Source organism: Sphingomonas sp. TDK1, assembly GCF_001650735.1.
GTDB lineage: Bacteria > Pseudomonadota > Alphaproteobacteria > Sphingomonadales > Sphingomonadaceae > Sphingomonas.
In genome coordinates this window covers 488-22,852 of record NZ_LXVY01000011.1, presented here as the reverse complement: position 1 = coordinate 22,852, position 22,365 = coordinate 488, and the positions used below count along the sequence as shown (strand labels likewise).

The 22,365-nt window shown below is 66.9% G+C and carries 25 protein-coding genes; 5 read left to right on the top strand and 20 right to left on the bottom strand.

The window, feature by feature from the left end:
• Positions 1-20 precede the first annotated feature (20 nt).
• The 3 genes from A7X12_RS09410 to A7X12_RS25055 all read right to left on the bottom strand — a co-directional run bounded on the left by A7X12_RS09410 (position 21) and on the right by A7X12_RS25055 (position 1,637).
• A complete protein-coding gene (locus tag A7X12_RS09410; protein WP_064311390.1) occupies positions 21-314 on the bottom strand; it encodes a proton-translocating transhydrogenase family protein in 294 nt (97 codons plus the stop codon).
• Positions 315-376: 62 nt separating this feature from the next.
• Positions 377-1,498: an NAD(P) transhydrogenase subunit alpha gene (locus tag A7X12_RS09405; RefSeq protein WP_064311389.1), complete on the bottom strand. Its 1,122-nt coding sequence runs from the start codon at positions 1,496-1,498 to the stop codon at positions 377-379.
• Between the two features lies 1 nt (position 1,499).
• The gene (locus tag A7X12_RS25055) at positions 1,500-1,637 is read right to left on the bottom strand and encodes an aa3-type cytochrome c oxidase subunit IV (protein WP_084445288.1); all 138 of its coding nucleotides are present in this window, start codon (positions 1,635-1,637) and stop codon (positions 1,500-1,502) included.
• 160 nt (positions 1,638-1,797) lie between these two features.
• Here A7X12_RS25055 and A7X12_RS09400 point away from each other — a divergent pair, with 160 nt between their 5' ends.
• Positions 1,798-3,231, top strand: coding sequence for a sigma-54-dependent transcriptional regulator (locus tag A7X12_RS09400; protein WP_064311388.1), 1,434 nt, complete (start codon positions 1,798-1,800; stop codon positions 3,229-3,231).
• Here A7X12_RS09400 and folP read toward each other — a convergent pair.
• The 8 genes from folP to glmM all read right to left on the bottom strand — a co-directional run bounded on the left by folP (position 3,216) and on the right by glmM (position 10,147).
• A complete protein-coding gene (gene folP, locus A7X12_RS09395; protein ID WP_064311387.1) occupies positions 3,216-4,313 on the bottom strand; it encodes a dihydropteroate synthase in 1,098 nt (365 codons plus the stop codon). The genes A7X12_RS09400 and folP overlap by 16 nt on opposite strands.
• Before the next feature lie 97 nt (positions 4,314-4,410).
• A complete protein-coding gene (locus A7X12_RS09390; protein WP_064311386.1) occupies positions 4,411-5,541 on the bottom strand; it encodes a site-specific DNA-methyltransferase in 1,131 nt (376 codons plus the stop codon).
• A gap of 251 nt (positions 5,542-5,792) precedes the next feature.
• On the bottom strand, positions 5,793-6,362 hold the full coding sequence (locus A7X12_RS09385) for a hypothetical protein (protein ID WP_064311385.1): 570 nt from the start codon (positions 6,360-6,362) through the stop codon (positions 5,793-5,795).
• Positions 6,363-6,440: 78 nt separating this feature from the next.
• A complete protein-coding gene (locus A7X12_RS09380) occupies positions 6,441-7,067 on the bottom strand; it encodes a ribonuclease HII (protein ID WP_064311384.1) in 627 nt (208 codons plus the stop codon).
• A complete protein-coding gene (thiD, locus tag A7X12_RS09375; RefSeq protein ID WP_064311383.1) occupies positions 7,060-8,220 on the bottom strand; it encodes a bifunctional hydroxymethylpyrimidine kinase/phosphomethylpyrimidine kinase in 1,161 nt (386 codons plus the stop codon). Before thiD ends, A7X12_RS09380 begins: the two co-directional genes overlap by 8 nt.
• Positions 8,221-8,224: 4 nt before the next feature.
• Positions 8,225-8,449: a DUF1272 domain-containing protein gene (locus A7X12_RS09370; RefSeq protein WP_064311382.1), complete on the bottom strand. Its 225-nt coding sequence runs from the start codon at positions 8,447-8,449 to the stop codon at positions 8,225-8,227.
• 43 nt (positions 8,450-8,492) lie between these two features.
• Positions 8,493-8,777, bottom strand: a complete 285-nt coding sequence (locus tag A7X12_RS09365; protein ID WP_064311381.1) for a hypothetical protein — start codon at positions 8,775-8,777, stop codon at positions 8,493-8,495.
• A gap of 29 nt (positions 8,778-8,806) precedes the next feature.
• Positions 8,807-10,147, bottom strand: coding sequence for a phosphoglucosamine mutase (glmM, locus tag A7X12_RS09360; RefSeq protein ID WP_064311380.1), 1,341 nt, complete (start codon positions 10,145-10,147; stop codon positions 8,807-8,809).
• A gap of 71 nt (positions 10,148-10,218) precedes the next feature.
• Between glmM and A7X12_RS09355 the strand changes: the two genes are divergently transcribed.
• A complete protein-coding gene (locus A7X12_RS09355; protein ID WP_064311379.1) occupies positions 10,219-11,466 on the top strand; it encodes a dicarboxylate/amino acid:cation symporter in 1,248 nt (415 codons plus the stop codon).
• Positions 11,467-11,760: 294 nt separating this feature from the next.
• Here A7X12_RS09355 and A7X12_RS09350 read toward each other — a convergent pair whose 3' ends face one another.
• From A7X12_RS09350 to pgi, 4 genes are all read right to left on the bottom strand, one after another.
• Entirely contained in the window at positions 11,761-12,465 is a 705-nt protein-coding gene (locus A7X12_RS09350) for a GNAT family N-acetyltransferase (RefSeq protein ID WP_064311378.1), read from the bottom strand.
• A gap of 301 nt (positions 12,466-12,766) precedes the next feature.
• On the bottom strand, positions 12,767-14,113 hold the full coding sequence (gene gorA / locus A7X12_RS09345; protein ID WP_064311377.1) for a glutathione-disulfide reductase: 1,347 nt from the start codon (positions 14,111-14,113) through the stop codon (positions 12,767-12,769).
• Between the two features lie 99 nt (positions 14,114-14,212).
• Positions 14,213-14,515 carry an alkylphosphonate utilization protein gene (locus A7X12_RS09340; RefSeq protein WP_064311376.1) on the bottom strand — a complete coding sequence of 101 codons (303 nt, stop codon included), beginning with the start codon at positions 14,513-14,515 and terminating at the stop codon, positions 14,213-14,215.
• A complete protein-coding gene (gene pgi / locus A7X12_RS09335) occupies positions 14,512-16,008 on the bottom strand; it encodes a glucose-6-phosphate isomerase (protein ID WP_064311422.1) in 1,497 nt (498 codons plus the stop codon). Before pgi ends, A7X12_RS09340 begins: the two co-directional genes overlap by 4 nt.
• Before the next feature lie 105 nt (positions 16,009-16,113).
• Here pgi and lepB point away from each other — a divergent pair, with 105 nt between their 5' ends.
• From lepB to era, 3 genes are all read left to right on the top strand, one after another.
• Complete coding sequence (gene lepB / locus A7X12_RS09330; protein WP_064311375.1) at positions 16,114-17,004, top strand: signal peptidase I; 891 nt, start codon at positions 16,114-16,116, stop codon at positions 17,002-17,004.
• Between the two features lie 2 nt (positions 17,005-17,006).
• Entirely contained in the window at positions 17,007-17,672 is a 666-nt protein-coding gene (rnc, locus tag A7X12_RS09325; protein ID WP_064311374.1) for a ribonuclease III, read from the top strand.
• A gap of 256 nt (positions 17,673-17,928) precedes the next feature.
• Positions 17,929-18,834, top strand: a complete 906-nt coding sequence (gene era, locus A7X12_RS09320) for a GTPase Era (protein ID WP_064311373.1) — start codon at positions 17,929-17,931, stop codon at positions 18,832-18,834.
• Positions 18,835-18,887: 53 nt separating this feature from the next.
• On the opposite strand, the gene A7X12_RS09315 is transcribed toward era, so the two are convergent.
• The 5 genes from A7X12_RS09315 to A7X12_RS09295 are packed head-to-tail and all read right to left on the bottom strand — an operon-like array spanning position 18,888 to position 22,016.
• Positions 18,888-19,799, bottom strand: a complete 912-nt coding sequence (locus A7X12_RS09315; RefSeq protein ID WP_064311372.1) for a hemolysin family protein — start codon at positions 19,797-19,799, stop codon at positions 18,888-18,890.
• A gap of 8 nt (positions 19,800-19,807) precedes the next feature.
• Positions 19,808-20,317, bottom strand: coding sequence for an rRNA maturation RNase YbeY (ybeY, locus tag A7X12_RS09310; protein WP_064311371.1), 510 nt, complete (start codon positions 20,315-20,317; stop codon positions 19,808-19,810).
• Positions 20,317-20,712: a type II toxin-antitoxin system VapC family toxin gene (locus A7X12_RS09305; RefSeq protein WP_064311370.1), complete on the bottom strand. Its 396-nt coding sequence runs from the start codon at positions 20,710-20,712 to the stop codon at positions 20,317-20,319. The genes ybeY and A7X12_RS09305 overlap by 1 nt, the downstream gene beginning before the upstream one ends.
• Positions 20,709-20,960 (bottom strand): type II toxin-antitoxin system VapB family antitoxin, encoded by a 252-nt coding sequence (locus tag A7X12_RS09300; protein WP_064311369.1) that lies wholly within the window; start codon positions 20,958-20,960, stop codon positions 20,709-20,711. The genes A7X12_RS09305 and A7X12_RS09300 overlap by 4 nt, the downstream gene beginning before the upstream one ends.
• A 51-nt stretch (positions 20,961-21,011) precedes the next feature.
• Positions 21,012-22,016 (bottom strand): PhoH family protein, encoded by a 1,005-nt coding sequence (locus A7X12_RS09295; RefSeq protein WP_064311368.1) that lies wholly within the window; start codon positions 22,014-22,016, stop codon positions 21,012-21,014.
• Positions 22,017-22,365 lie beyond the last annotated feature (349 nt).

The window sequence follows — 22,365 nt, the reverse complement described above, 5'->3', positions numbered from 1 at the left end:
GCATTCCCCCCGATGGCGCATCACCGCGCCTTCTTCTTGTACATGGCGAGCATCCGCGCCGTGACGGCGAAGCCGCCGAAGATATTGATGCTGGCGAGGACCACAGCGAGCAGCCCCAGCAGCTTGGAAACCGTACCGCCGCTGCCCAGCCCCGCCGCGGCGGCGGCGATCAATGCGCCGACGATGATGACCGAGGAAATGGCATTGGTCACCGCCATCAGCGGCGTGTGCAGCGCCGGGGTGACCGACCAGACGACGTAATAGCCGACGAAGCATGCCAGCACGAAGACCGACAGGATCGAGATGAAGTCCATGATCTACTCCTGATCCGCGTGCATCGGCGCGGAAAGAAACTTCCCCAAAGGCGGAGGGTTGTTCACGACAGCAGCCTCTCGTGCACGACCTTGCCGCCTTGGGTCACACGGACGGCCGTACCGATTTCCTCGTCGAGCACGGGCTTGCCGGCGTCCTTGTCCCAGAAGGCCGAGAGGAAGTTGAACAGGTTGCGCGCGAACAGCGCCGAGGAGTCCGTCGCCAGCCGGCTCGGCACGTTGCGGTGACCGACGATCTTCACGCCGTGCCGCTCGACGATCTCACCGGGCACGGACCCTTCGACATTGCCGCCCTGCTCCACCGCCAGGTCGACGATCACGCTGCCGGCCCGCATCGTCGCGATCTGCGCGTCGCTGATCAGCCGCGGCGCGGCGCGGCCCGGGATCAACGCCGTAGTGATGACGATGTCCTGCTTGGCGATATGCGCCGAAACCAGCTCGGCCTGCGCCGCCTTGTAGGCGTCGCTCATTTCGGTGGCATAGCCGCCCGATCCCTCGCCCTCGATCCCGGCGACGGCTTCGACGAAGATCGGCTTGGCGCCCAGCGACAGGATCTGCTCCTTGGTGGCCGAGCGTACGTCGGTGGCGGAAACCTGCGCACCCAGCCGGCGCGCCGTCGCGATCGCCTGGAGCCCGGCGACGCCGACGCCCATCACGAACACCTTGGCGGCGCTGACCGTGCCCGCTGCGGTCATCATCATCGGGAAGGCGCGGTCGTACTCGGCGGCCGCGTCGAGCACCGCCTTGTAACCGGCGAGATTCGATTGCGAAGACAGGATATCCATCGATTGCGCGCGGGTGATTCGCGGCATGAATTCCATCGCCAGCGCCTCGATTCCCATCGCGGCATAGCGATCGGTCCGGACCCGCTCGCCGAAGGGGTTGAGCCCCGCGACCAGCCACGCCCCCGGTTTCATCCCGGCGAGGCTGTCCGGATCCGGACCCTGTACCGCCAGAACAATGTCCGCATCCGCAAGGACTTCCGCCCGCGCGCCGATCGTCGCCCCGGCGTCGCGGAACGCCGCGTCGCTGTACGACGCGGCGTTCCCCGCCCCGGTCTCGACCGCGACCGATGCCTTCAGGTTCATGAATTTCTTGACGGTCTCGGGCGTAGCCGCGACACGTCTCTCCGCGACTGCCGCTTCCTTTAGTACCGCGATCTTCACGTCAGCGGGCAATCAGGAAGACGACGAAAGCAGCGATGAGGAAAACCGCCACCGTGCCCCACTTCATCAATGCAGTGAAACCGTTGAAGGTTTCGAGATGCGATTGGATCTCGCCAGTGCTCTCACCCGTCTCAGCCATTGATGCACTCCTCTCCTAGGTGCGTAATGTCTTATACCGCTGCTTCGGCGCCCCTCAACCCCGCCGCCCCAAGAACAAATTCGGCCCTGCTTAAGCCGAACTTTACGCCTATGGCTTAACCGATGCGGCTCGAAACGGGACATTGGGGACGGAATTCGGCATGACGCGCAACGGGCAACGTCTATTGTTGCTGATCGATTCGGAGCCGGCCCAGCGGCGTCTTGTCGCCGCGATCGCTTCGCGGCGCAGCTGGCGGACCATATTTGCCGATGACGCGGAGGGCGCGCTGGCGACGCTCGGCACGCCCGACGGCCTGGCGGTGGACGCCATCCTGCTCGATCATCCAGCCTCCGATTCGGACGCCGCCTTCCTGATCGCGGAGCTGCGCGCCCGCCGGCCGCATCTGCCGATCCTGGTGCTCGCGGCAAACGGCTCGGTCGCCGCCGCGGTCGGTGCGATGCGCGCCGGGGCAAGCGACTTCCTGGTGAAGCCGATCGCTTCCGAGCGCCTGCTTGCCGCGCTGGAAAGCGCGATGGGCGGTAGCAGCGCGGGCGAACTGCGCCCGCTCACCGAAAAGCTCACCGCCAATCTCGGCTTTGCGGAAATCGTCGGCTCGGCGCCGCAATTCCGCGCAGCATTGGCCGTCGCCGCCAAGGCCGCGCGCGCCCGCGTGCCGGTGCTGATCGAGGGCGAAAGCGGCGTCGGCAAGCACGTCGTCGCCGAGGCGATCCACGGCGCATCGCCGCGCGCCCGCAACGAGCTGGTCTGCGTCAATTGCGGCTCGATCCCGGCCAATCTCGTCGAGTCGGAACTGTTCGGGCACGAGGAAGGCGCCTTCACCGGCGCGTTCGAACGCAAGATCGGTCGCCTGCAGGATGCCGATAGCAGCACCATCTTCCTCGACGAAGTCAGCGAAATGCCGCTGGAGGCGCAGGTCAAATTGCTGCGCATGCTGCAGACCAGCGAGATCCAGCCGCTCGGCGCGCGCCATTCGCGCGAAGTGGACGTCCGGGTGATCGCCGCCAGCAACGTGCCGCTTCTGGCCGAGGTGGAGGCCGGCCGCTTCCGCGAGGACCTCTATTATCGCCTCAACGTCGTCCAGGTGACGATCCCGCCGCTGCGCGAACGCGCCGGCGACATTCCCGCGCTGGTGCGCCACCTGCTCGCGCGAATCGCCGAGCAGCCGGGCCTGCGCGCGCTCACCATCACCGACGATGCGCTCCAGCTGCTTACCGCCTATGACTGGCCGGGCAATGTCCGCCAGCTGCAGAACGCGTTGTTCCGCGCAGCGGTGCTCTGCGACGAGGAAGGACTGACCCGCGAGGACTTCCCGCAGATCGCCCAGATCGCGCAGGGCCGCCCGATGTCCGCTCCGGGCGGGGCGACAGCGAACAACGGCGGCACCGGCGGCATCTCGCTGTTCCGCCCGGACGGCAATCTTCGCCCGCTCGATGAAATCGAAGCGGACGTGATCCGCCTCGCGATCGGCCATTATCGCGGGCGGATGACCGAAGTCGCCCGCCGCCTCGGCATCGGCCGCTCGACGCTCTACCGCAAGCTCGGCGAGCTGGGGATCGATCAGACGGCGGCGTGAGGCGCGGTGAGCGCGGCATCCTGCATGCCGCGCCACACCCGCAGCGCCTGGACGCTTTCGAACACGTCGTGGACGCGCAGCAGCTGCACGCCCAGCGCGGCGCCCTTCAGCGCCAGCGCCAGCGAACCGCCCAGCCGCTGTTCGGCCGGCGCCTCATTTGCCAGCGCGCCGACCACGCGCTTGCGGCTCGCGCCCAGCAGGATGGGACAGCCCAGCCCGTGGAACAGCGCCAGGCCGTTCATCAGCGCGAGATTGTCCGTCAGCGACTTGCCGAAGCCGATACCGGGATCGATGACGATCCTCGAACGATCGACGCCTGCCGCCACTGCGGCCTCCACGCGCGCCTCCAGCCAGTCATAGACCTGCAGCAGCGGATCGGCGTAATCCCCCTTGCCCTTGGCCCCATGTTTGGGATCGGTTGCGTGCATCAGCACCACGGGGCAGCCCGCGCGCGCCACCACGTCCAGCGCACGATCATCGTAGAGCAGCGCCGAGACATCGTTGACGAGGTGCGCGCCCGCCGCGAGCGCCGCCTCCATCACGGCGGCCTTGCGGGTGTCGATCGAGATCGCCGCGCCGCTCGCCGCCAGCCGCTCGATCACCGGCACGACGCGGGCGATCTCGTCGCCTTCCCAAACCGTTGCGGCACCGGGCCGCGTGGATTCGCCGCCGATGTCGAGGATCGCCGCGCCGGCGATGCTCATATCGACGCCCGACTGCGCGGCCGCGGCGGGGTCGCCAAGATGCTTGCCGCCATCGGAAAAGCTGTCGGGCGTCATGTTGAGGATCGCCATGACCTGGGGCTGATCGAAGCGCAGCGTGCGCGGCCCGAGGGTCAGCGGCGGACGGGCCGCGGTGATGCGCGCGGCGATGGGTGCCAGACGCGGATCGGCCTCGGCTTCCGCGACGGAGACGGCACGCTGGAGGGTGCGCCGGCCATGTTCCACCGCGATCAGCTCATAGGCGGAGAACCACAACAGCCCCCCCGCCAATCGCGCGACCTCGCCATCGCGACCGATCGGCGTGTCGACGAACTGGATGGGGCGGAGGTACAGGCGGGCGGCGGGGGGAAGATCGAGCATGGCGCCGTGCTACCGGCGCAACGCTCGCAATAAAAGCGCAACCCTCTCAACCTTCGCTCCCCTCCCGCTTGCGGGAGGGGGACTTGCGGAAGGCAGCTTAAGGCTGCGTGGCCAAAAGGTAGGTCTGGCGCAGCGCGTCGATCGGCTTGAGACCGCCCTGCTCCTCGTAATGCCAGAAGGTCCAGCCGTTGCAGCTCGGCGCGCCCTGGAGGGTCGCGCCCAGCTTGTGGATCGAGCCTGCCTGCCCGTCGCAGCTGAGCGAGCCGTCCGCGCCCACCGTGGCCCGCCAGCGCGCCTTGTGGTCGCTGAGCACGGTGCCCGGCGCGAGATAGCCATTCTCGACCAGCTGGCCGAACGCCACGCGCGGCGCGGCCTTGGGCGCCTGCATCGTCTGCAATGCGCTTTCGTCGAGCGGCAGGGCGGCGGCGATGCGTTCCAGCGCCGCCTCGACATAGACGCCCTCACGATCGATGCCGATCCAGCGCCGGCCGAGGCGCTTCGCCACCGCACCCGTGGTGCCGGTGCCGAAGAAGGGATCGAGCACCACGTCGCCGGGCTTTGTGCAGGCCAGCAGCACGCGGTACAGCAGCGCCTCGGGCTTCTGCGTGGGGTGAACCTTGGTGCCGTTCTTCTTCAGCCGCTCCTGCCCGCTGCAGATCGGGAATTCCCAGTCGCTGCGCATCTGCAGTTCGTCGTTGAGCGTCTTCATCGAACGATAGTTGAAGGTGTAGCGCGACTTCTCGCCCTTCGACGCCCAGATCAGCGTTTCGTGCGCGTTGGTGAACCGCGTGCCCTTGAAATTGGGCATCGGATTGGCCTTGCGCCAGATGATGTCGTTGAGGATCCAGAAGCCCAGGTCCTGGATCGCCGAGCCCACCTTGAAGATGTTGTGATAGCTGCCGATCACCCAGATCGTGCCGTCGTCCTTCAGGATGCGCCGCGCCTGGGCCAGCCATTCGCGGGTGAACTTGTCATAGGCCGCGAGGCTGTCGAACTTGTCCCACTCATCGGTCACCGCGTCGACATGGCTGCCGTCGGGACGGTTGAGGTCGCCGCCCAGCTGCAGATTGTACGGCGGATCCGCGAAGATCATGTCGATCGACTTGTCGGGCAGCCCGCGCATCGCCTCGATGCAATCCTGGCGCAGGATCGTGTCCAGCGGCAGCACGGCCGGCGCCTGCTTCGCGACGCGCGCACCCGCCCGTTTGACCTTCTCCAGCACGCCCATGAATCATTGCCCCTTCGCTCAAAAGGCATCCCTATTCGGGGCCGAGCGACTCCTCCGTCAAGAGGGGGGATCGCCGGGTGGTGACCCCAAGCAGGCCCTTGGACGGGCGGAACATTTCGGCACCCGCCATATCTTGAGTCAAGAAGTTATCCACAGGCCCAAGCACTGGTAGGTGTGGCGCGAAAGACTCAGTTTCCATCCGGCGAAAATTTTCCCGGCCTGTGGATAAGCTGGAACGTTCCGCAAACGATTCAACCGATCGCAATGGCCTCGCCGCCGCCCGCAACGCTGGCCGCAAGCCGGGCGCGGGCCTGGGTGAACAGGCCCATTTCATACAGTGCCTGCGCCTCGCGGCCGAACCATTCGGCCTCGCCGCCGAATCGGATGCGTGCCGCCACGCACAGCGCCACCCGAACCTCCCAGGAGGTGCCCTGCGCCTGGATCGCGGTCCGCAGCGCCTTGCGGCTGGCGCGCGCACCCAGCATGTCGGAGGGCAGCCGCGTCGCAAGCGCCCGCTCGCGCCACGGCGCGATCTCGCCGAGATCCGCATAGCTGCTGGCCAGCGCGGGATCGCGCAGCGTCTCGAGGAAGGCGACGTGCAGCGGATGGGTGGGATGGGTCAGCGCAGCATCGTCGTCGAAGCGGAAGCGGATCGCCCCCAGCCCGCGCGATTCGGCATAGCGGACCATCGCCGCCATCTCGTGAAAGCTCGCCGGGCCGATGATCGCCTCGCGCAGCAGTTCGGCCAGCACCGGATCGTAGCGCGTCACGGGCTGAAACCCGCCGGCCGACCCCCGTATCATGCTGCCCAGATATGCCATGCCCGCTCCTCCCGCTGCTATCCTCTCATTGTAGGACAGAGGCGGGGCCTGCGGGTGCACTAGGCAAAATTTGCCGGGTTATTCGGCGGCGATTTGCCCGAAGTCGAGATGCGCCTGCGCTACCGGCGCGAAGCTGCGGCGATGGTGCGGCGTCGGCCCCAGCGTGCGCAGCGCTTGCTGGTGCGCCTTGCCGCCATAACCTTTGTTCGACGCCCAGCCATAGCCGGGGAATTGCGCGTCCAGTTCCACCATCATGCAGTCGCGCCGATGCTTGGCGACGATCGAGGCTGCGGCGATGGACAGGCACAGCGCGTCGCCGCTGACCACGGCCTCGCTGCGGTGATCCCATTTGGGGCAGCGATTGCCGTCCACCAGCACGAAGGCCGGCGGGAAGCCCAGGGACTCCACCGCGCGCGTCATCGCCAGCATCGTCGCCCAGAGGATGTTGAGCCGGTCGATCTCCTCGACGCTGGCGATCCCCACCCCCACTTTCGCGCAGGCAAGCAGTTCCTCGCACAGCCGGGCGCGCTTGGCGGCGGTCAGCGCCTTCGAATCGTTGATGCCCTCGGGGATGCAATCCGGGTCCAGCACCACCGCGGCGGCGACCACGGGCCCGGCGAGCGGACCGCGGCCGGCTTCGTCCACCCCGGCGACCGGGCCGGCGTGGAGCTGGAAATAACGGGTCTCGTAGGAAAGGTCAGGCATCGTCCTCGATCCGCCATGGCGGAAAGCGGCGCATCTCGCCAGCCTGATAGAGACGAACCGCGTTGCCGGCGGGATCGCGTAAGCGTGCCTCGCGCCAGCCCCATTTTTCGTCCCTGGGTTCCTGCTCGAAGCGGAAGCCCTGCTGCTGGAGATAGGCGACGGTCACGTCGAGGTCGCCGCATTCGAAATAGACGACCGGGGCGGTATACGCCTCGTCGGTCGCGATCGAGAAGGTGGCGCCGCCTTCGGTCTCGAACCGGGCGTAGCGGGGGGATGCCCGCACCACCTGCCGCAGGCCGAGCAGCCGGTAGAAGCGCTCGCTGGCGGCGAGGTCCTTGGCCGGCACCGTCACCTGGTTCAGCATCGGCTCGAAAAAGCTCATGTTGAGGTCGAGCCGCACCGCCTGCTGCGCCATCGGACCAGGGCCGCGCCCCACCCCTTCGGCCTCGCGCATCGCGATCCGCACGAAGCGCCGCGCGCGGCTCACCGCCTCGGGCAGGTCCCATTCGCAGGCGAGCCCGCAGGCGATCGCCGAGGCGAGCGTGCAGCCTGTGCCATGTGTGTTCGCGGTGTCGATCCTGGGATCGCGCCACTCGATCTGCGGCGGATCCTCCGGGTCGGCGGAGTAGAGCGTGTCGACCACCTCCGGCCCAGCGCCATGCCCGCCCTTCACCAGCACCGCGCAGCGATGCGCCGCCACGATCTCCTGCGGATCGCGGCCCAGCGCCTCCAGCTCGGGCAGGTTGGGCGTCACCACCGTCGCGCGGTCCATCAGCCGTTCGAACGCGGCGACGGTCGCCTCGTCGGCGAGCCGCGCACCGCTGGTCGCGACCATCACCGGATCGAACACCACCGGCACGCCGGGCAGTTCGTCCAGCCGCTCGGCCACCGCCAGCGCGGTGCGGGCAGAGCCGATCATGCCGATCTTCACCGCGTCCACGCCGATATCGCGCACCACCGAGTCGATCTGCGCGAGCACCATATCGGTCGGTACGGGGTGCACGGCCTGCACGCCTACCGTGTTCTGCGCGGTGATGGCGGTGATCGCCGTCATCGCGTGCCCACCCAGCATGGTGACGGTCTTGATGTCCGCCTGGATTCCGGCGCCACCACCGGAATCCGAACCTGCGATGATCAGCACGCGTGCGCCCATGGCCTTATCCCTTGTGCTTGCGCTCGGTGGATGCCGGATGCCGTTTTAGCGCGTCGCCGACCCGCGCGGGACGATCGAGCAGTTCGCCGCCGCAATTGGGGCAGCGCTCGTCCATCGCGTCGGCGCATTCTGCGCAGAAGGTGCATTCGAACGAGCAGATGAACGCGCCGCCGGTATCGGCGGGGAGGTCGACGCCGCAGCGTTCGCAATCGGGCCGCATTTCCAGCATCGGGCAACCTTCTAGTCACCTTGCCGCGGGAGGCAAGCGCCGCTCAGCGCGGCGGGTTGAAGGCAACGATCAGCACCGCGATCAGGAGCGCCGCCAGCCCGGAAAGAAAGGCCTTGTCCGCAATGTCCTCCGTGCGCGTCGACTCCGGCGAGCGGATCGCGAGATAGGAGAGCAGGCAGCTGATGGCGAAGCACAGGCACGCGCCCATCGCCACCTCGTCCGCGATCGTCTGATCGGCGACCTTGGTCAGCTTGAGGCCGGTGATGATGAGCAGGGCGATGCCTAGCAAATTCGACGCGGCGCCCAAAATGTGCGGAGAGCGATCCATGAAGCTACCCTTAGGCGACGCCTGACCGTTTACCCCGCCGCCACGCGCACCGCGTCGCAGATACGGTCCACCACCGTCTCCACCTGCCCCTTGTCGTCGCCTTCGGCCATCACGCGGATCACCGGCTCGGTACCGGAGGCGCGGATCACCAAGCGGCCGCGCCCCTTCAGCTCTGCCTCGGCGGCGGCGATCACGTCCTTGACGCGCCCGTCCTCCAGCGGCTTCCCTCCGGCGAAGCGGACGTTCTTGAGCAACTGCGGCAGCGGCTCGAAGCGGTGCAGCACTTCGCTCGCCGGCGCCCCTGCGCGAACGATCTCCGCCAGCACCTGCAGCGCCGCCACCAGGCCATCGCCGGTGGTCGCATAGTCGGAGAGGATGATGTGCCCGCTCTGCTCGCCGCCGACATTGTAGCCCGAGCCGCGCATCTTCTCGAGCACATAGCGGTCGCCCACCTTGGTGCGCACCAGGCCGAGGCCCTGCGCGGCGAGGTGCCGCTCCAGCCCCAGGTTCGACATCACGGTGGCGACCAGCCCGCCCCCGGCCAGCTTGCCCTGCCGCGCCCAGCCGGTCGCGATCAGCGCCATCAGCTGGTCGCCGTCGATCACGGTGCCGGTCTCGTCCACCACGATCAGCCGGTCGGCATCGCCGTCGAGCGCAATGCCCAGCGCCGCGCCCGAGCCGACCACCGTCTCGCTCAGCACCTGCGGCGCGGTGGAGCCGACACCGTCGTTGATGTTCTTGCCGTTGGGGCTGACGCCGATCGACACGACCTCCGCGCCCAGTTCCCACAGCGCCGAGGGTGCGACCTGATAGGCCGCGCCATTGGCGCAATCGACGACCACCTTGAGGCCATCGAGCGTCAGGTCGGAGGGGAAGGTCGATTTGGCGAAGTGGATGTAGCGGCCGCGCGCGTCCTCGACGCGGCGGGCGCGGCCGATATCGGCGGAAGGAGCCAGCGGCACGTCGCCGTCGATCAGCGCCTCGATCGCCTCTTCATCGGCATCGGAAAGCTTGAACCCGTCCGGCCCGAACAGCTTGATGCCGTTGTCGAAATAGGGATTGTGGCTGGCCGAGATCATCACGCCCAGATCGGCCCGCATCGAATGGGTGAGCATCGCCACCGCAGGCGTCGGCATCGGGCCGACCAGCACCACGTCCATGCCCACGCTGGTGAAGCCGGCAACCATCGCATTTTCCAGCATATAGCCGGAAAGTCGGGTGTCCTTGCCGATCACCACGCGATGGCGGTGATCGCCGCGGCGGAAGTGTGCGCCGGCGGCCATGCCCACCTTCATCGCCATCGCCGCCGTCATCGGTGCAAGGTTGGTGGCGCCGCGAATGCCGTCCGTGCCGAAATATTTTCTTGCCATGCGTCTCGTTCTCGCGCCCTTGTGGCGTTGTGTGCGTGCTGTGATAGCGGCGAAAATCTCAAAGGGCGAGCATGTCGCAACCTACCCGTATTCTTCTTTCCCTGCTGGCCGGGCTCGCGGTCGGCGCCGCATTGGCGGCTTTTTCCCCGCAATGGGGTCTGACGATCGCCGGTTGGGCGCAACCGGTCGGCCAGGCATGGCTCAACGGCCTGCAGATGACGATCGTGCCGCTGGTCGTGGCGCTGCTGATCACCGGCGTCACTGCGACGGCCGAAGCGGCTGCCGCCGGCAGGCTCGCCGGCCGGGCGATCGCGCTCTATGTCGTGTTGCTGTTCTGCTCGGCGCTGCTCGCCGCGTTGCTGACGCCGCTGTTCCTCAAGATCGCGCCGCTGCCGCAGGAATCCGCTGCCAGCCTGCGCGCCGCACTGACCGGCGCCGAGAAGATCGGTCCTGTGCCGCCGCTGGGCGAGTTCCTCGCCGCCATCATTCCCGCCAATATCGTCAAGGCGGCAGCGGAAAACGCCTTCCTGTCGCTGATCATCTTCTCGCTGGTCTTCGCCTTCGCGATCACGCGGGTCGCGACGGAATCGCGCACGCTGCTCACCAACTTCTTCGTCGCGGTACGCGACGTGATGCTGGTGGTGATCGACTGGGTGCTGTGGATCGGTCCCGTCGGCGTGTTCGCGCTGGCGCTGGTCGTCGGCGCCAAGGCGGGCACCGGTGCGTTCGGCGCGCTGCTCCACTATATCCTGATCGTTTCGGCGGTGGGGCTGGTCATCACGCTGCTCGCCTATCCCGCAGCCGTGCTCGGCGGCCGCATCGGTCTGGGCCGGATGTTCCGCGCGGCGCTGCCCAGCCAGGCGGTGGCGCTCAGTACCCAGTCGTCGCTGGCGACGCTGCCGGTGATGATCGAGGGCGCCGAAGAAGTCGGCGTGCCGGTCGCGGTCTCGGGCGTGACCATGCCGCTGGCGGTGGCGATCTTCCGGTCGACCGGGCCGGCGATGAACTTTGCCGTCGCCATCTATGTCGCGGAATGGTTCGGCGTGCCGCTGCACCCGACGACTCTGTTCGTCGGCGCGGTCGTGGCGATGCTGACCTCGCTGGGTTCGGTCAGCCTGCCGGGCACGGTGAGCTATGTCAGCGCGATCTCGCCGGTCGCTGCGACGATCGGCGCACCGATCACGCCACTGGGCCTGCTGGTCGCGGTGGAGACGCTGCCGGACATCATGCGCACCGTCGGCAACGTCACCTGGGACCTCGCAACGACGATCTGGCTATCGCGCAAAGCGGAAGCACCCACAGCCGTAGCGGCCGAATAGCGGCCGGATCAGGATTGGCCGGACGTTACCCGAGGCCTGATCGGCCGACGCTTTACCTAAGCGCCTCTAGAGCGGGGGCGGAGGCGACGTTGCTTGCTCACGCCAGCGAAGACGGGGATTTGCAGATCCTGACGTTCGACGTTGGTGCAGTAGACTATTTCGACTTGCGCGAGGCCGATGCGCGTCAAGAAGTGCAGATGAAGGCCGGTGACCGTTTGGCGGCCGGCAGGGCATCGTTGCTCGTGGCGAGGAGCCGTCGTCCCGAACATGATTGGGAAATGGGAAAGTGTTCGCTTACTCCCCAGCGGCCACAATCCACTTGCCGAACAACACCAGTCCGCACGCCTTTGCCAATGCGACCGACGCGTGGTTGTCCATCTGGCATCGATACTGCGGCTCATATCCCTGCTGGCGGGCAAACCCGTTGATCGACTGAACGGCGGCACGCGCATGCCCTTTACCGCGCGCATCAGGGAGCGTCAGAACGCCCAGGTCAGCCATCGGGCTGTCCTTCCACAAGATCGCGCTGGCGGCGGTTACCAGACGCTCACCCTCGAAGCAGCCGAACACGGCCCAGTGGTCAAGCTCGACATAGGCATCTTCCCGATCGTGCTTCGATGCTGCTGCATAAAAGGTATCAAACGCCGCCCGGTCCTCTTCGGTGAGCTGCCGAGCAGACGCTAGGCTACCTGCTTCTGGACCCGCATTGGCAGGTAGGTAGAAGAGAAAGTCTGGATCGTGGAACGTGATACCCTCGTTTTCCAAGCGCTCGCGTAACGCCGCGACGCTTGCCATGCGTGCCTTGAGGTCGATCGCGGAAGCTAGCTCGGGCGTGATCGCGGCCTGTACAGAGCCATCCATTCCCAGCAGCATCATCGCCGGACGCTTGCGGTCGAGCGTCGGGACTACCGACAGGATGAAATTGCCATGCGTCTCGGCCAAAGTGCCTTCGAAGGCGCTACGCCAATAATCCAGAATGGGCCGGGGAAAGTCAGACATTCGACTGCGGTAGCATTGTCAGCCTATGGCCGGTAGCAGCCATGAGCCATCCCGACTGGGAAGCTGCGTTGCGATCTGCGCCCCGCGGCCCATCCCCATTCCGTTCGAGCCGTTCACTTTGCCGAGGTCTGCTCCCCATTGCTCTTTCCCGAATAGTGCTTCGGAGCGGATAAACGGGAATGATCGCCTCGACGATCCCGAGGTTTCGGGAACGCAGACGCCCTGAAGGTCCGCAACTGAGGCGCTTTACGCCGCGCCATCCGTGGCGGCGCGGCTGCCGCCGGGCAGCCGCGCGCGCGCCTTACTTCAGCAGCACCAGTTCCTCGGCCATGGTCGGGTGCAGCGCCACGGTGGCGTCGAACGCGTCCTTGGTCAGCCCGGCCTTCACCGCCACGGCGGCGGCCTGGAGGATTTCCGGCGCGTCCGGACCGATCATGTGCAGGCCCACCACGCGGCCGGTCACGCCATCGCAGATCATCTTGTACAGCGCACGCTCGTGCCGGCCGGCCAGCACGTTCTTCATCGCGCGGAAGTCCGAGGTGTAGACTTTCACCGAACCCAGCGCATTGCGCGCCTCGCCCTCGGTCATGCCCACCGCCGCGATCGGGGGGTGGCTGAACACGGCGCTCGGGATGCAGTGATAATCGACCTGGTGCGGCTTGCCGCCGAACAGCGTGTCGGCAAAGGCCTGGCCCTCGCGGATCGCTACCGGGGTGAGCTGCACGCGATCGGTCACGTCGCCCACCGCGTAGATGCTGCCCACGGTGCTGCGATTGTCCGCGTCCACCTTCACGGCACCGCGGCCGTCAAGCTCCACGCCCACCGCTTCCAGCCCAAGGCCCTTGGTGTTCGGCACGCGCCCGGTGGCGAACATCACGCAATCGACTTCGATCGGATCATGCCCGCTCATCGAAACGAGCAGGCTGCCGTCCGCCTGCTTCTCGATCTTCTCGAACTCGGCGAAGAAGCGGAAATCGATGCCCTTGGTCATCGAAATCTGCAGCAGGCGATCGCGTACCTGCGAGTCATAGCCGCGCAGGATCACGTCGGTGCGGTTGACCAGCGTCACCTTCGAGCCGAACTCGTTGAAGATGCCCGCGAACTCGTTGGCGATATAGCCGCCGCCGGCGATCAGCACCCGCTTGGGCAGCGTCTCCAGGTGGAACACTTCGTTCGAGGTGATGCCATGCTCGCTGCCGGGGAAGCTCGGCACATGGGGATGCGCGCCGGTGGCGATCAGGATCGTCTTGGCGCTGACCACCTTGCCGCTCGCCAGCGTCACCTCGTTCGGGCCGGTGACGGTGGCACGCTCATGGAAGATCTCGACGCCGTTATTCTCCAGCCCCTGGGTATAGAGGCCGTTGAGCCGATCGACATCGGCAAGCACATTGTCGCGCAGCGTCGGCCAATGGAAATGGCAATCGGGCACGTCCCAGCCGAAGCGGCGGGCGTCCTTCAGATCCTCGGCGAAATGCGCGCCGAAGATGAGGAGCTTCTTGGGCACGCAGCCACGGATCACGCAGGTGCCGCCGACGCGATACTCCTCCGCAACCGCGACCTTGGCGCCATAAGCCGCCGACATGCGCGAGGCGCGCGTGCCGCCGGAGCCTGCGCCGATCACGAACAGGTCGAAGTCAAAGTCGGACATGAGTCACTCCGGAGGTGCGCCGGCGCGGAAGGCCGGAAAAAGGGGTCGAGGGAAAGATAGGGTGCGGCGGCCGAAAACAAGGGCCGCCACCTCCCGCCGTCACCGCTTGCGGACGAACTCCGCGCGCAGGACCAGCCCCTTGATGCCGTCGAACTTGCAGTCGATCTCCTGCGCGTCGCCGGTCAGGCGGATCGACTTGATCAGCGTGCCGCGCTTGAGCGTCTGGCCGGCGCCTTTCACGGTCAGGTCCTTGATCAGCGTCACCTGGTCGCCGTCCTGCAGCAGGTTGCCGACCGAGTCGCGCACTTCCACCGTATCGGCGGCCGCTGCCTTCGCTGCGGCCTCGGCGGCGGGGATCCATTCCCCGCTCGCCTCGTCATACACATATTCTTCTTCGCTCATGCGCCGAATGCCCTTTGAATCAGATCGTTGGTGGAGGGATCGAAGTCGAGCCCGCCCTTGTCGGCCGCCTTGGCCATTTCCTTGCCCAGCTCGACGCCGAACTGGTCGAACGGGTTGATGCCGAGCAGCACCGCGTTCACGAACACGCGGTGCTCGTAGAAGGCGATCAGCGCCCCCAGCGTGCGCGGATCGAGGCTGTCGAGCAGCAGCGTCGCGCTCGGCCGGTCGCCCGGATAGGCGCGCGCCGGATCCGCATGCCCCTTGCCGGCCATCAGCGCCGCGCCCTGCGCGAACATGTTGAGCAGCAGCTGGCGATGATGGTCTTCCGCGAGGGCGTCGCCCGCCTCGATCACGCCGACGAATTCGAGCGGCACCAGATGCGTGCCCTGGTGAAGCAGCTGGAACACCGCATGCTGCGCATCGGTGCCGACGCCGCCCCAGGTGATCGCCGCGGTCGGGTAGGTCACCGCTTCACCCTGGGCGGTGACGCGCTTGCCGTTCGATTCCATCTCCAACTGCTGGAGATAGCTCGGCAGCAGCTTCAGCCGCTCGTCATAGGCGAAAGTCGCGCGGGTCTCGCAGCCGCGCGCCTGGCTGTAATAGAGGTCCGCGAACGCCGCGAGCGCAGGCGCATTTTCGTGCAGATCGGTCAGGCGGAAATGGCGGTCCATCTCGGCCGCGCCTTCGAGCAGTTCCTCGAACGCATCCCAGCCCAGCGCCAGCGCCGCCGGGAAACCGATCGACGACCAGAGAGAATAGCGCCCGCCAACGCTCTCGGAGAAGGGCAGCACGCGCGTTTCGTCGACGCCCCATTCCACGGCCTTGTCCGGCGAGGCGGTCAGCGCAACCACCTGGCCATACGGATCCTCGACGCCGCCCTCGGCCATCCAGGCAAGCGCGCTCTGCGCGTTGAGCATGGTCTCGGTGGTGGTGAAGGTCTTGCTGGCGATGACGAGCAGCGTCGCCTGCGGATCGAACACGTCCATCGCGTTTTCCAGCGCCACGCCGTCGACATTGGAGACGATCGCCACGTCGTAGCGGTCCATGTCGCGGCCCAGCGCATCGACCAGCAGGTCCGGGCCCAACGCCGAACCGCCGATGCCGATGTGGAGGATGTGGCGGATCGGCCCCAGCGCCTCGGCCTCGATCGCGTCGATCAGCGCGCGCATCCGCTCGTGCTGGCCACGGGCGCGGGCGACGCTGTCGGGCGCGCCCTCATAGCGTTCGGCGGTGTGCTCGGCGGCGCGGCCCTCGGTGACGTTGACCACCTCGCCGCCGAACAGCGCGTCGCGCTTGGCCGTGAACTCCATTTGCTGCGCCAGCGCGGCAAAGGCCGCAATGGCGTCGGCGGTCAGGTGCGTCTTCGACCAGTCGAAATGGATGCCCGCAACGTCGGTGCTCAGCCGCGACAGCCGATCGGCGTCGGCAGCAAACAGGTCCGTCAGCTTGGTGGCGGGGAGGGATCGGATCGGCGTCCAGTCGGGCAAGGCCATGTTCATCTCCTTGGTGGCAGGGGTTCCCCTATCGTCCCGAACCGGCCCGTTCCAGCCTCATTCCGCCGCTTGACCTCCCCGCCGCGCCCTAGCAGAGCAGTCCCCATGGAAACGCCCTCCACCGCCGACACCGGCGCCTCGCGCCCTGAAACCAGCCAAGCGCCTGCCGCGAAACCGGAAAAGCCGAAGTCCGAGTGGCGCGACCTCGCCACCTTCCTGGTCAAGCTGGCGCTGATCGTGTTCGTCGTGCGCAGCTTCATCTTCTCGCCATTCAGCATTCCGAGCGAGTCGATGCTGCCGCGGCTGTTGATCGGCGACTATCTGTTCATCACCAAGTGGAACTACGGCTATTCCAAGCACTCGCTGCCGTGGAGCCTGCCGCTGATCCCGGGCCGGATCTTCCCCGGCACCCCGGCACGCGGCGACGTGGTGGTGTTCAAGGCGCCGAACCATAACGGTGAGGACTGGATCAAGCGCGTCATCGGTCTGCCGGGCGACACGGTGCAGATGGTCAACGGCCAGGTGATCCTGAACGGCAAGCCCATCCCCAAGCAGCGCATTGCCAATTTCGTGCTGCCGATCTCGCCCAACTACCCGGTTGCCGGCCCCGAGACCGAAGGCCGCGGCTGCGCGCCGACGATGGTGCAGACCGATGCGACGGGCAAGCAGGTCTGCAGCATGCCGATGTTCCGCGAGACGCTGCCGAGCGGCAAGCAGTATAACGTGCTCGACCTGGCGACGCTGGATCAGGACAACACGGTCACCTACACCGTGCCCGCTGGCCATGTGTTCCTGATGGGCGACAATCGCGACAATTCCACCGACAGCCGCTTCCCGCAGCCGCCCTATGGCCGCGGCATCGGCTTCGTGCCGATCGAGAATATCGAGGGCAAGGCCGTCGTGAACTTCTGGTCGACCGACGGCAGCGCCAACTGGTTCCTGCCCTGGACCTGGTTCACCGCAGCACGGTGGAGCCGGATCGGAGAAGGCTTCTGAGCGTGCCCGATCTGGGCGGCTGGGTCGAGAAGACGTTCGGCCGCCCCGCGAAAGACCTGCCCGCCTTCCAGCGCGCGCTGACCCATGGCAGCCAGGCTGCCGGCAACTACCAGCGCCTGGAGTTCCTCGGCGACCGCGTGCTTGGGCTCGTCGTCGCCGAATGGCTGTTCGAGCGCTTCCCCGAGGAGCCCGAGGGCGCCCTGTCCCGCCGCCTCAATTCGCTCGTGACCGGGCCGGTCTGCGCCGACGTCGCGCGCGAACTGGGGGTGGTGCCGCATCTCCGCCTCGGCAAGCAGGCACGCGACGATGGCGCGGCGGACAGCGACAATGTGCTGGGCGACGTGATGGAAGCGCTGATCGGCGCCTGGTATCGCGAGGCCGGGCTCGATGCGGCGCGCGCCTTCGTGCGCAAGGCATGGGGCAACCGGATCGACGAGCATGCCAAGGCGCCCAAGCATCCCAAGTCGGCGCTCCAGGAATGGGCCGCCGCGCGCAACCGCCGCCCGCCGGAATATGAGATCGTCGACCGCTCCGGGCCGAACCACGCGCCGCGCTTCACCGTGAAGGTGTCGATCGGCAAGCTGGCGGAAGCCAGCGCCGAGGGCAGCAACAAACAGGAAGCCGAGACCGCCGCCGCTGCGGCATTGCTCGCGAAGCTGGGCGGCTGAAACGTCTTTAGCCCCTCCTCCTTGGAGGAGGGGTTGGGGGTGGAGGGATTCCAGAACGCAGGTTGGTCTCTGTGAGACACGGCCCCACCCCAACCCAGCGTCAGGCCGGTCCGCCTCCCAGGCGGACCTGAACCGCGCGGGGCGCGGTTCACCTGCCGCTCCTGAAGGGGAGGGGCTAGCCCGCTGCAACCGCCACCTTTGTCAAACCCGCGAGCCCCCTCGCCCCCGTCCCCATTCCCAAGTACAATCGGAACCCATGACCGAACCCAACACCCAATCCTGCGGCGTCGTCGCGATCCTCGGCGCACCGAATGCCGGCAAGTCGACGCTGGTCAATGCACTGGTCGGCCAGAAGGTCGCCATCGTCAGCCCCAAGGCGCAGACCACGCGGGCCCGCGTGATGGGCATCGCGATCGAAGGCGACACCCAGATCATCCTGGTCGACACGCCGGGCATCTTCGAGCCCGAACGCCGACTCGATCGCGCAATGGTGGCGGCGGCCTGGGACGGCACGGACGGCGCAGACCTGGTCGCGCTGGTCGTTGACGGCAAGGGCGGCATCGGGCCCAAGGTCCATGCGGTGATCGACAGCCTGCGCGGCCGCAAGGGCCGCAAGATCCTGATCCTCAACAAAGTCGACATCGCGGACAAGCCGCGCCTGCTCGGCCATGCCGCCAAGCTCAACGAGGCGCTGCCGTTCGACGAGACCTATTTCGTCTCGGCACAGACCGGCGACGGCGTGCCGGAGCTCAAGGCAGCGCTGGCCGGCGCAATGCCGCAGGAGGCGTGGCATTTCCCCGAGGACCAGGTCTCGGACGCGACCGATCGCATGCTTGCCGCCGAAGTGACCCGCGAACAGCTCTATCTCCAGCTCCATGCCGAGCTGCCCTATGCCAGCGCGATCGAGACAGAAAAATATAGCGAACGCGAGGACGGCTCGGTCGAGATCCACCAGCAGATCCTCGTCGCGCGCGACACCCAGCGCGCGATCGTGCTGGGCAAGGGCGGCCAGCGCCTCAAGGAAATCGGCAGCCGCGCCCGTGCCGAGCTGTCCAAGCTGCTCGGCGTGCCGGTCCATCTGTACCTGCACGTCAAGGTCAATCCGAAATGGGAAGAGGATCGCGGCCTCTATCGCGAGATCGGACTGGAGTGGGTCGACTGATCGCCCGCTAATGCGTCGCCCGCATCCCCTTGGCGATGCGGGCGCCGCAGGATTCAGGCCGCGTCTTCCACCCGCACTTCGGGAGGATGCAGCCGCAGGCGGTTCACCTTGCGCTCGTCGGCGTCGATCACCTCGAGCTTCCAGCCGCTACCATGCTCCAGGCATTCGCCGACCGCGGGCACATGCCCCGCCAGCACGAAGGCGAGGCCGCCGATCGTGTCGACATCCTCTTCCACTTCGGCGAGGCGTGGATCGACCGTCTCGGCGACATCCTCCAGCTCGGCGCGGGCATCGGCCTCCCAGCCGCCGCCGTCGATCGGCACGATCAGCGCGGCGGGCGCCTCGTCATGCTCGTCCTCGATCTCGCCGACGATTTCCTCGATCAGGTCCTCGATGGTAATCAGGCCCTCGGTGCCCGAATATTCGTCGAGCACGATCGCGAGGTGCGTGCGCTTCACCCGCATCTGGGCGAGCAGATCGAGCGCGCCCATCGATTGCGGCACGTAGAGCGGCTGGCGGATAAGCCCGGCGATGCTCGGCGGATAGGCCTCGCCCTTGGCCAGGATCTCGAACACGTCCTTGATGTGGACCATGCCGATGATCGTATCGAGCTCCTCGCGATACACCGGCAGGCGGCTATGGCCTGCCTCGGCGAAGAGCTGGACAAGATCGGCGAAGCTGGTCTGCTCCTCCACCGCGATGATGTCCGCGCGGGGAACGCCCACATCGCCGGCATCACGCTCGCCGAAATGCAGCAGGTTCTTGAGCATCTGCCGCTCGATCGGGGCGAGATCGCCGGCCGGCGGGGTGCCGCCGTCGCTCTCATGCTCCTCGATGGCTTCTTCCAGCCGCTCACGCAGCGTCTCTTCCTGTTCTTCGCCGAACAGGAGTGCGCGCAAACTGCGCCAGATGCCGCCATTTTCGTGTCGGTGTTCGGGCGAGCCGGTACTAGGGCCCTCGTTCATGCTGGTGTTCAATCCTCGCGTACGGGATAGGGATCGTGCAGGTTCAGCGCCGCCATGGCGGCCTGTTCCATCGCCTCCATGGCTTCCGCCTCGCCATCCTCGATATGGTCATAGCCTAGCAGATGCAGCATGCCATGGACAATCAGATGCGTGGCATGATCTTCCACGGAAATGCCGCGCTCGCCGGCTTCGGCCGAACAGACGCCGTGCGCAAGCACGATATCGCCCAGCAATACTTCGCCATCATCGCTGTTCTGCGTGACGGCATCGAGCAGATCGGGCTGGATCATCGGGAAGGACAGCACGTTGGTGGGCTTGTCCTTGTCGCGATACTGGCGGTTGAGCGTGTGGACTTCGTCGTCGCTGGTGAAGCGCACCGCGACTTCGATCGCGGTGGGCGCACCCTGCCAGTCGGCATAGGGGGTCTGCGCGATTGCCGCCTCGGCTGCACGCAGCGCGAGCGCTTCCCAATCGCTGGCGGGCCAGGGGGATTCGGGAAGGGCGGCAACGTCGAGCATCAGGCGAGGTCCGTCTTGGAGAAGTCGTCGCCTTTGTACAGGAGACGCGCATCATGCGATTTGGCGCAGGCATAGGCGAAGCAATCGCCCATGTTGAGTCCGGCAGGATGGCGCCCCTTGCCGAACTGCTGATAGGCATCCAGCGCCAGTTCCAGCTCCCGCGCACCGATCGGCACCAGCGTCAGCCCTAGCTGATCGGCATGGAGCGCTGCTTCCTGGTGTGCCGCGGTAATGTTCATTTCGCGCGAACGCGACAGGGCGGCGACGGTTTCCCAAGCCGCCATCGCCGACCAGAGCGCCGGCGCGCCCTCGACAGCCTCGACCACCAGCCGATCGCGTTCGGGCTCCTCGGCGATGATCGCGACCATCGCCGATGCGTCGACGAACAGCGTCAAGGCTCGCCCCACAGCTCATCAAAAAAGGCCTTGTCGGCCGGCAGCCCGGTCGGCGGCGGCAGCGGATGGGCACGCCGATGGGCGTCGAGCTTGCGGAGCACGTCCTGCGCGCGTCCCTTGGCCTCCAGCTCCGCCTTGCGCCGCAACAGGCTGTCGCGCACCGCTTCGGTCTTGGTGGTACCGAGCGCGGCCGCGACCTCAGCCGCAAGCGCCGCGGTGTCCGGGTCCTTGATGTAAAGCGATGCCACGCCGCGCCTCCGAAAGGGATATCCCGAATGTAGGACGGGATATCCGAGCCTTCAACCGTCGCCCTCATAGGCAGCGACGATGCGGCCGACGATCGGGTGGCGCACCACGTCGCCGACGCCGAAGCGGACCATCGAGATGCCCTCCACGCCCTCCAGCCGGCTCACCGCATCGTTGAGGCCCGAGGCGTTCGGGCCACCGGGCAAGTCGGTCTGGTTGGGGTCACCGCAGATCACCATCCGGCTGTTCTGGCCGAAGCGCGTCAGGAACATCTTCATCTGCATCGGCGTGGTGTTCTGCGCCTCGTCGAGGATGACGAACGCGTCCGCAAGCGTGCGCCCGCGCATGAAGGCGATCGGCGCGATCTCGATCTCGCCCGAGGCGATGCGCCGCTCGACCTGCTCGGCGGGCAGGCAGTCATAGAGCGCGTCGTAGATCGGGCGGAGATAGGGATCGACCTTCTCCTTCATGTCGCCCGGCAGGAAGCCCAGCCGCTCGCCGGCCTCCACCGCGGGCCGCGACAGGATCAGCCGCTGGACGCTGCCGGTAATCAGCTGCGCGACCGCCTGCGCCACCGCCAGATAGGTCTTGCCGGTGCCCGCAGGCCCGAGCGCGAAGATCAGGTCGTTCGAGGCGAGCTCGCGCATGTAATGCGTCTGCGTCACCGAGCGCGGCACGATCGTCTTCTTGCGCGTGCGAATCATGATGGAGGGCTTGGGCGCATTGCCGGTGGGCTCGGCACGGACGATGCCGGTGAACATCGGCTCGCTCGACATCGCGATCACGGCGTCGATCAACCCGCCATCCACTTCCTCGCCGCGAATGACCCGGCTGTGCAGTTCCTGCAGCACCTCGCGAGCATGGGCCACGGCCTCGGTGCCGCCTTCGATCACCACCCGCTGGCCGCGCGCGTGGATATACACGCCCAGCCGCTCCTCGAGCATCAGCAGGTTGGAATCGAACTCTCCGAAGAGCTGCGGCAGGAGCTGGGGCTTGTCGAAGGTCACCTCTACCCGGGAACGTTCGCCGGACTGGGCGGGGACAGGCTTGCGGCTCATGCGGTCCTTTCGATGTTGGCGACGGGCGCGGGGATCATGCGGCCCCGGAGGGGCAAACCTTGGCATCGTGCGGAGGTTCCTTGGCGCATGTCGACAGACAAGATGGCAGACGGAAAGGCAGCTGCACAGGGGGGATCGCAGCGCTCCGGCAATGCGCCCCATGTGTGACGCGGTTGCGACACCCCCCCCCCCCCCCCCGCCCCCCCCCCCCGCCCCAAGTACCGAAACGGGATCGGCACCCGCGATTGCCGTCTTGGAAACGACCGCCGCGACGGGTACCCGCACCGTCACACATCAGTAACAATCAAGGTTTGCGATGAAGTATCTGCTTCGGGGCGCGTTCGCATGC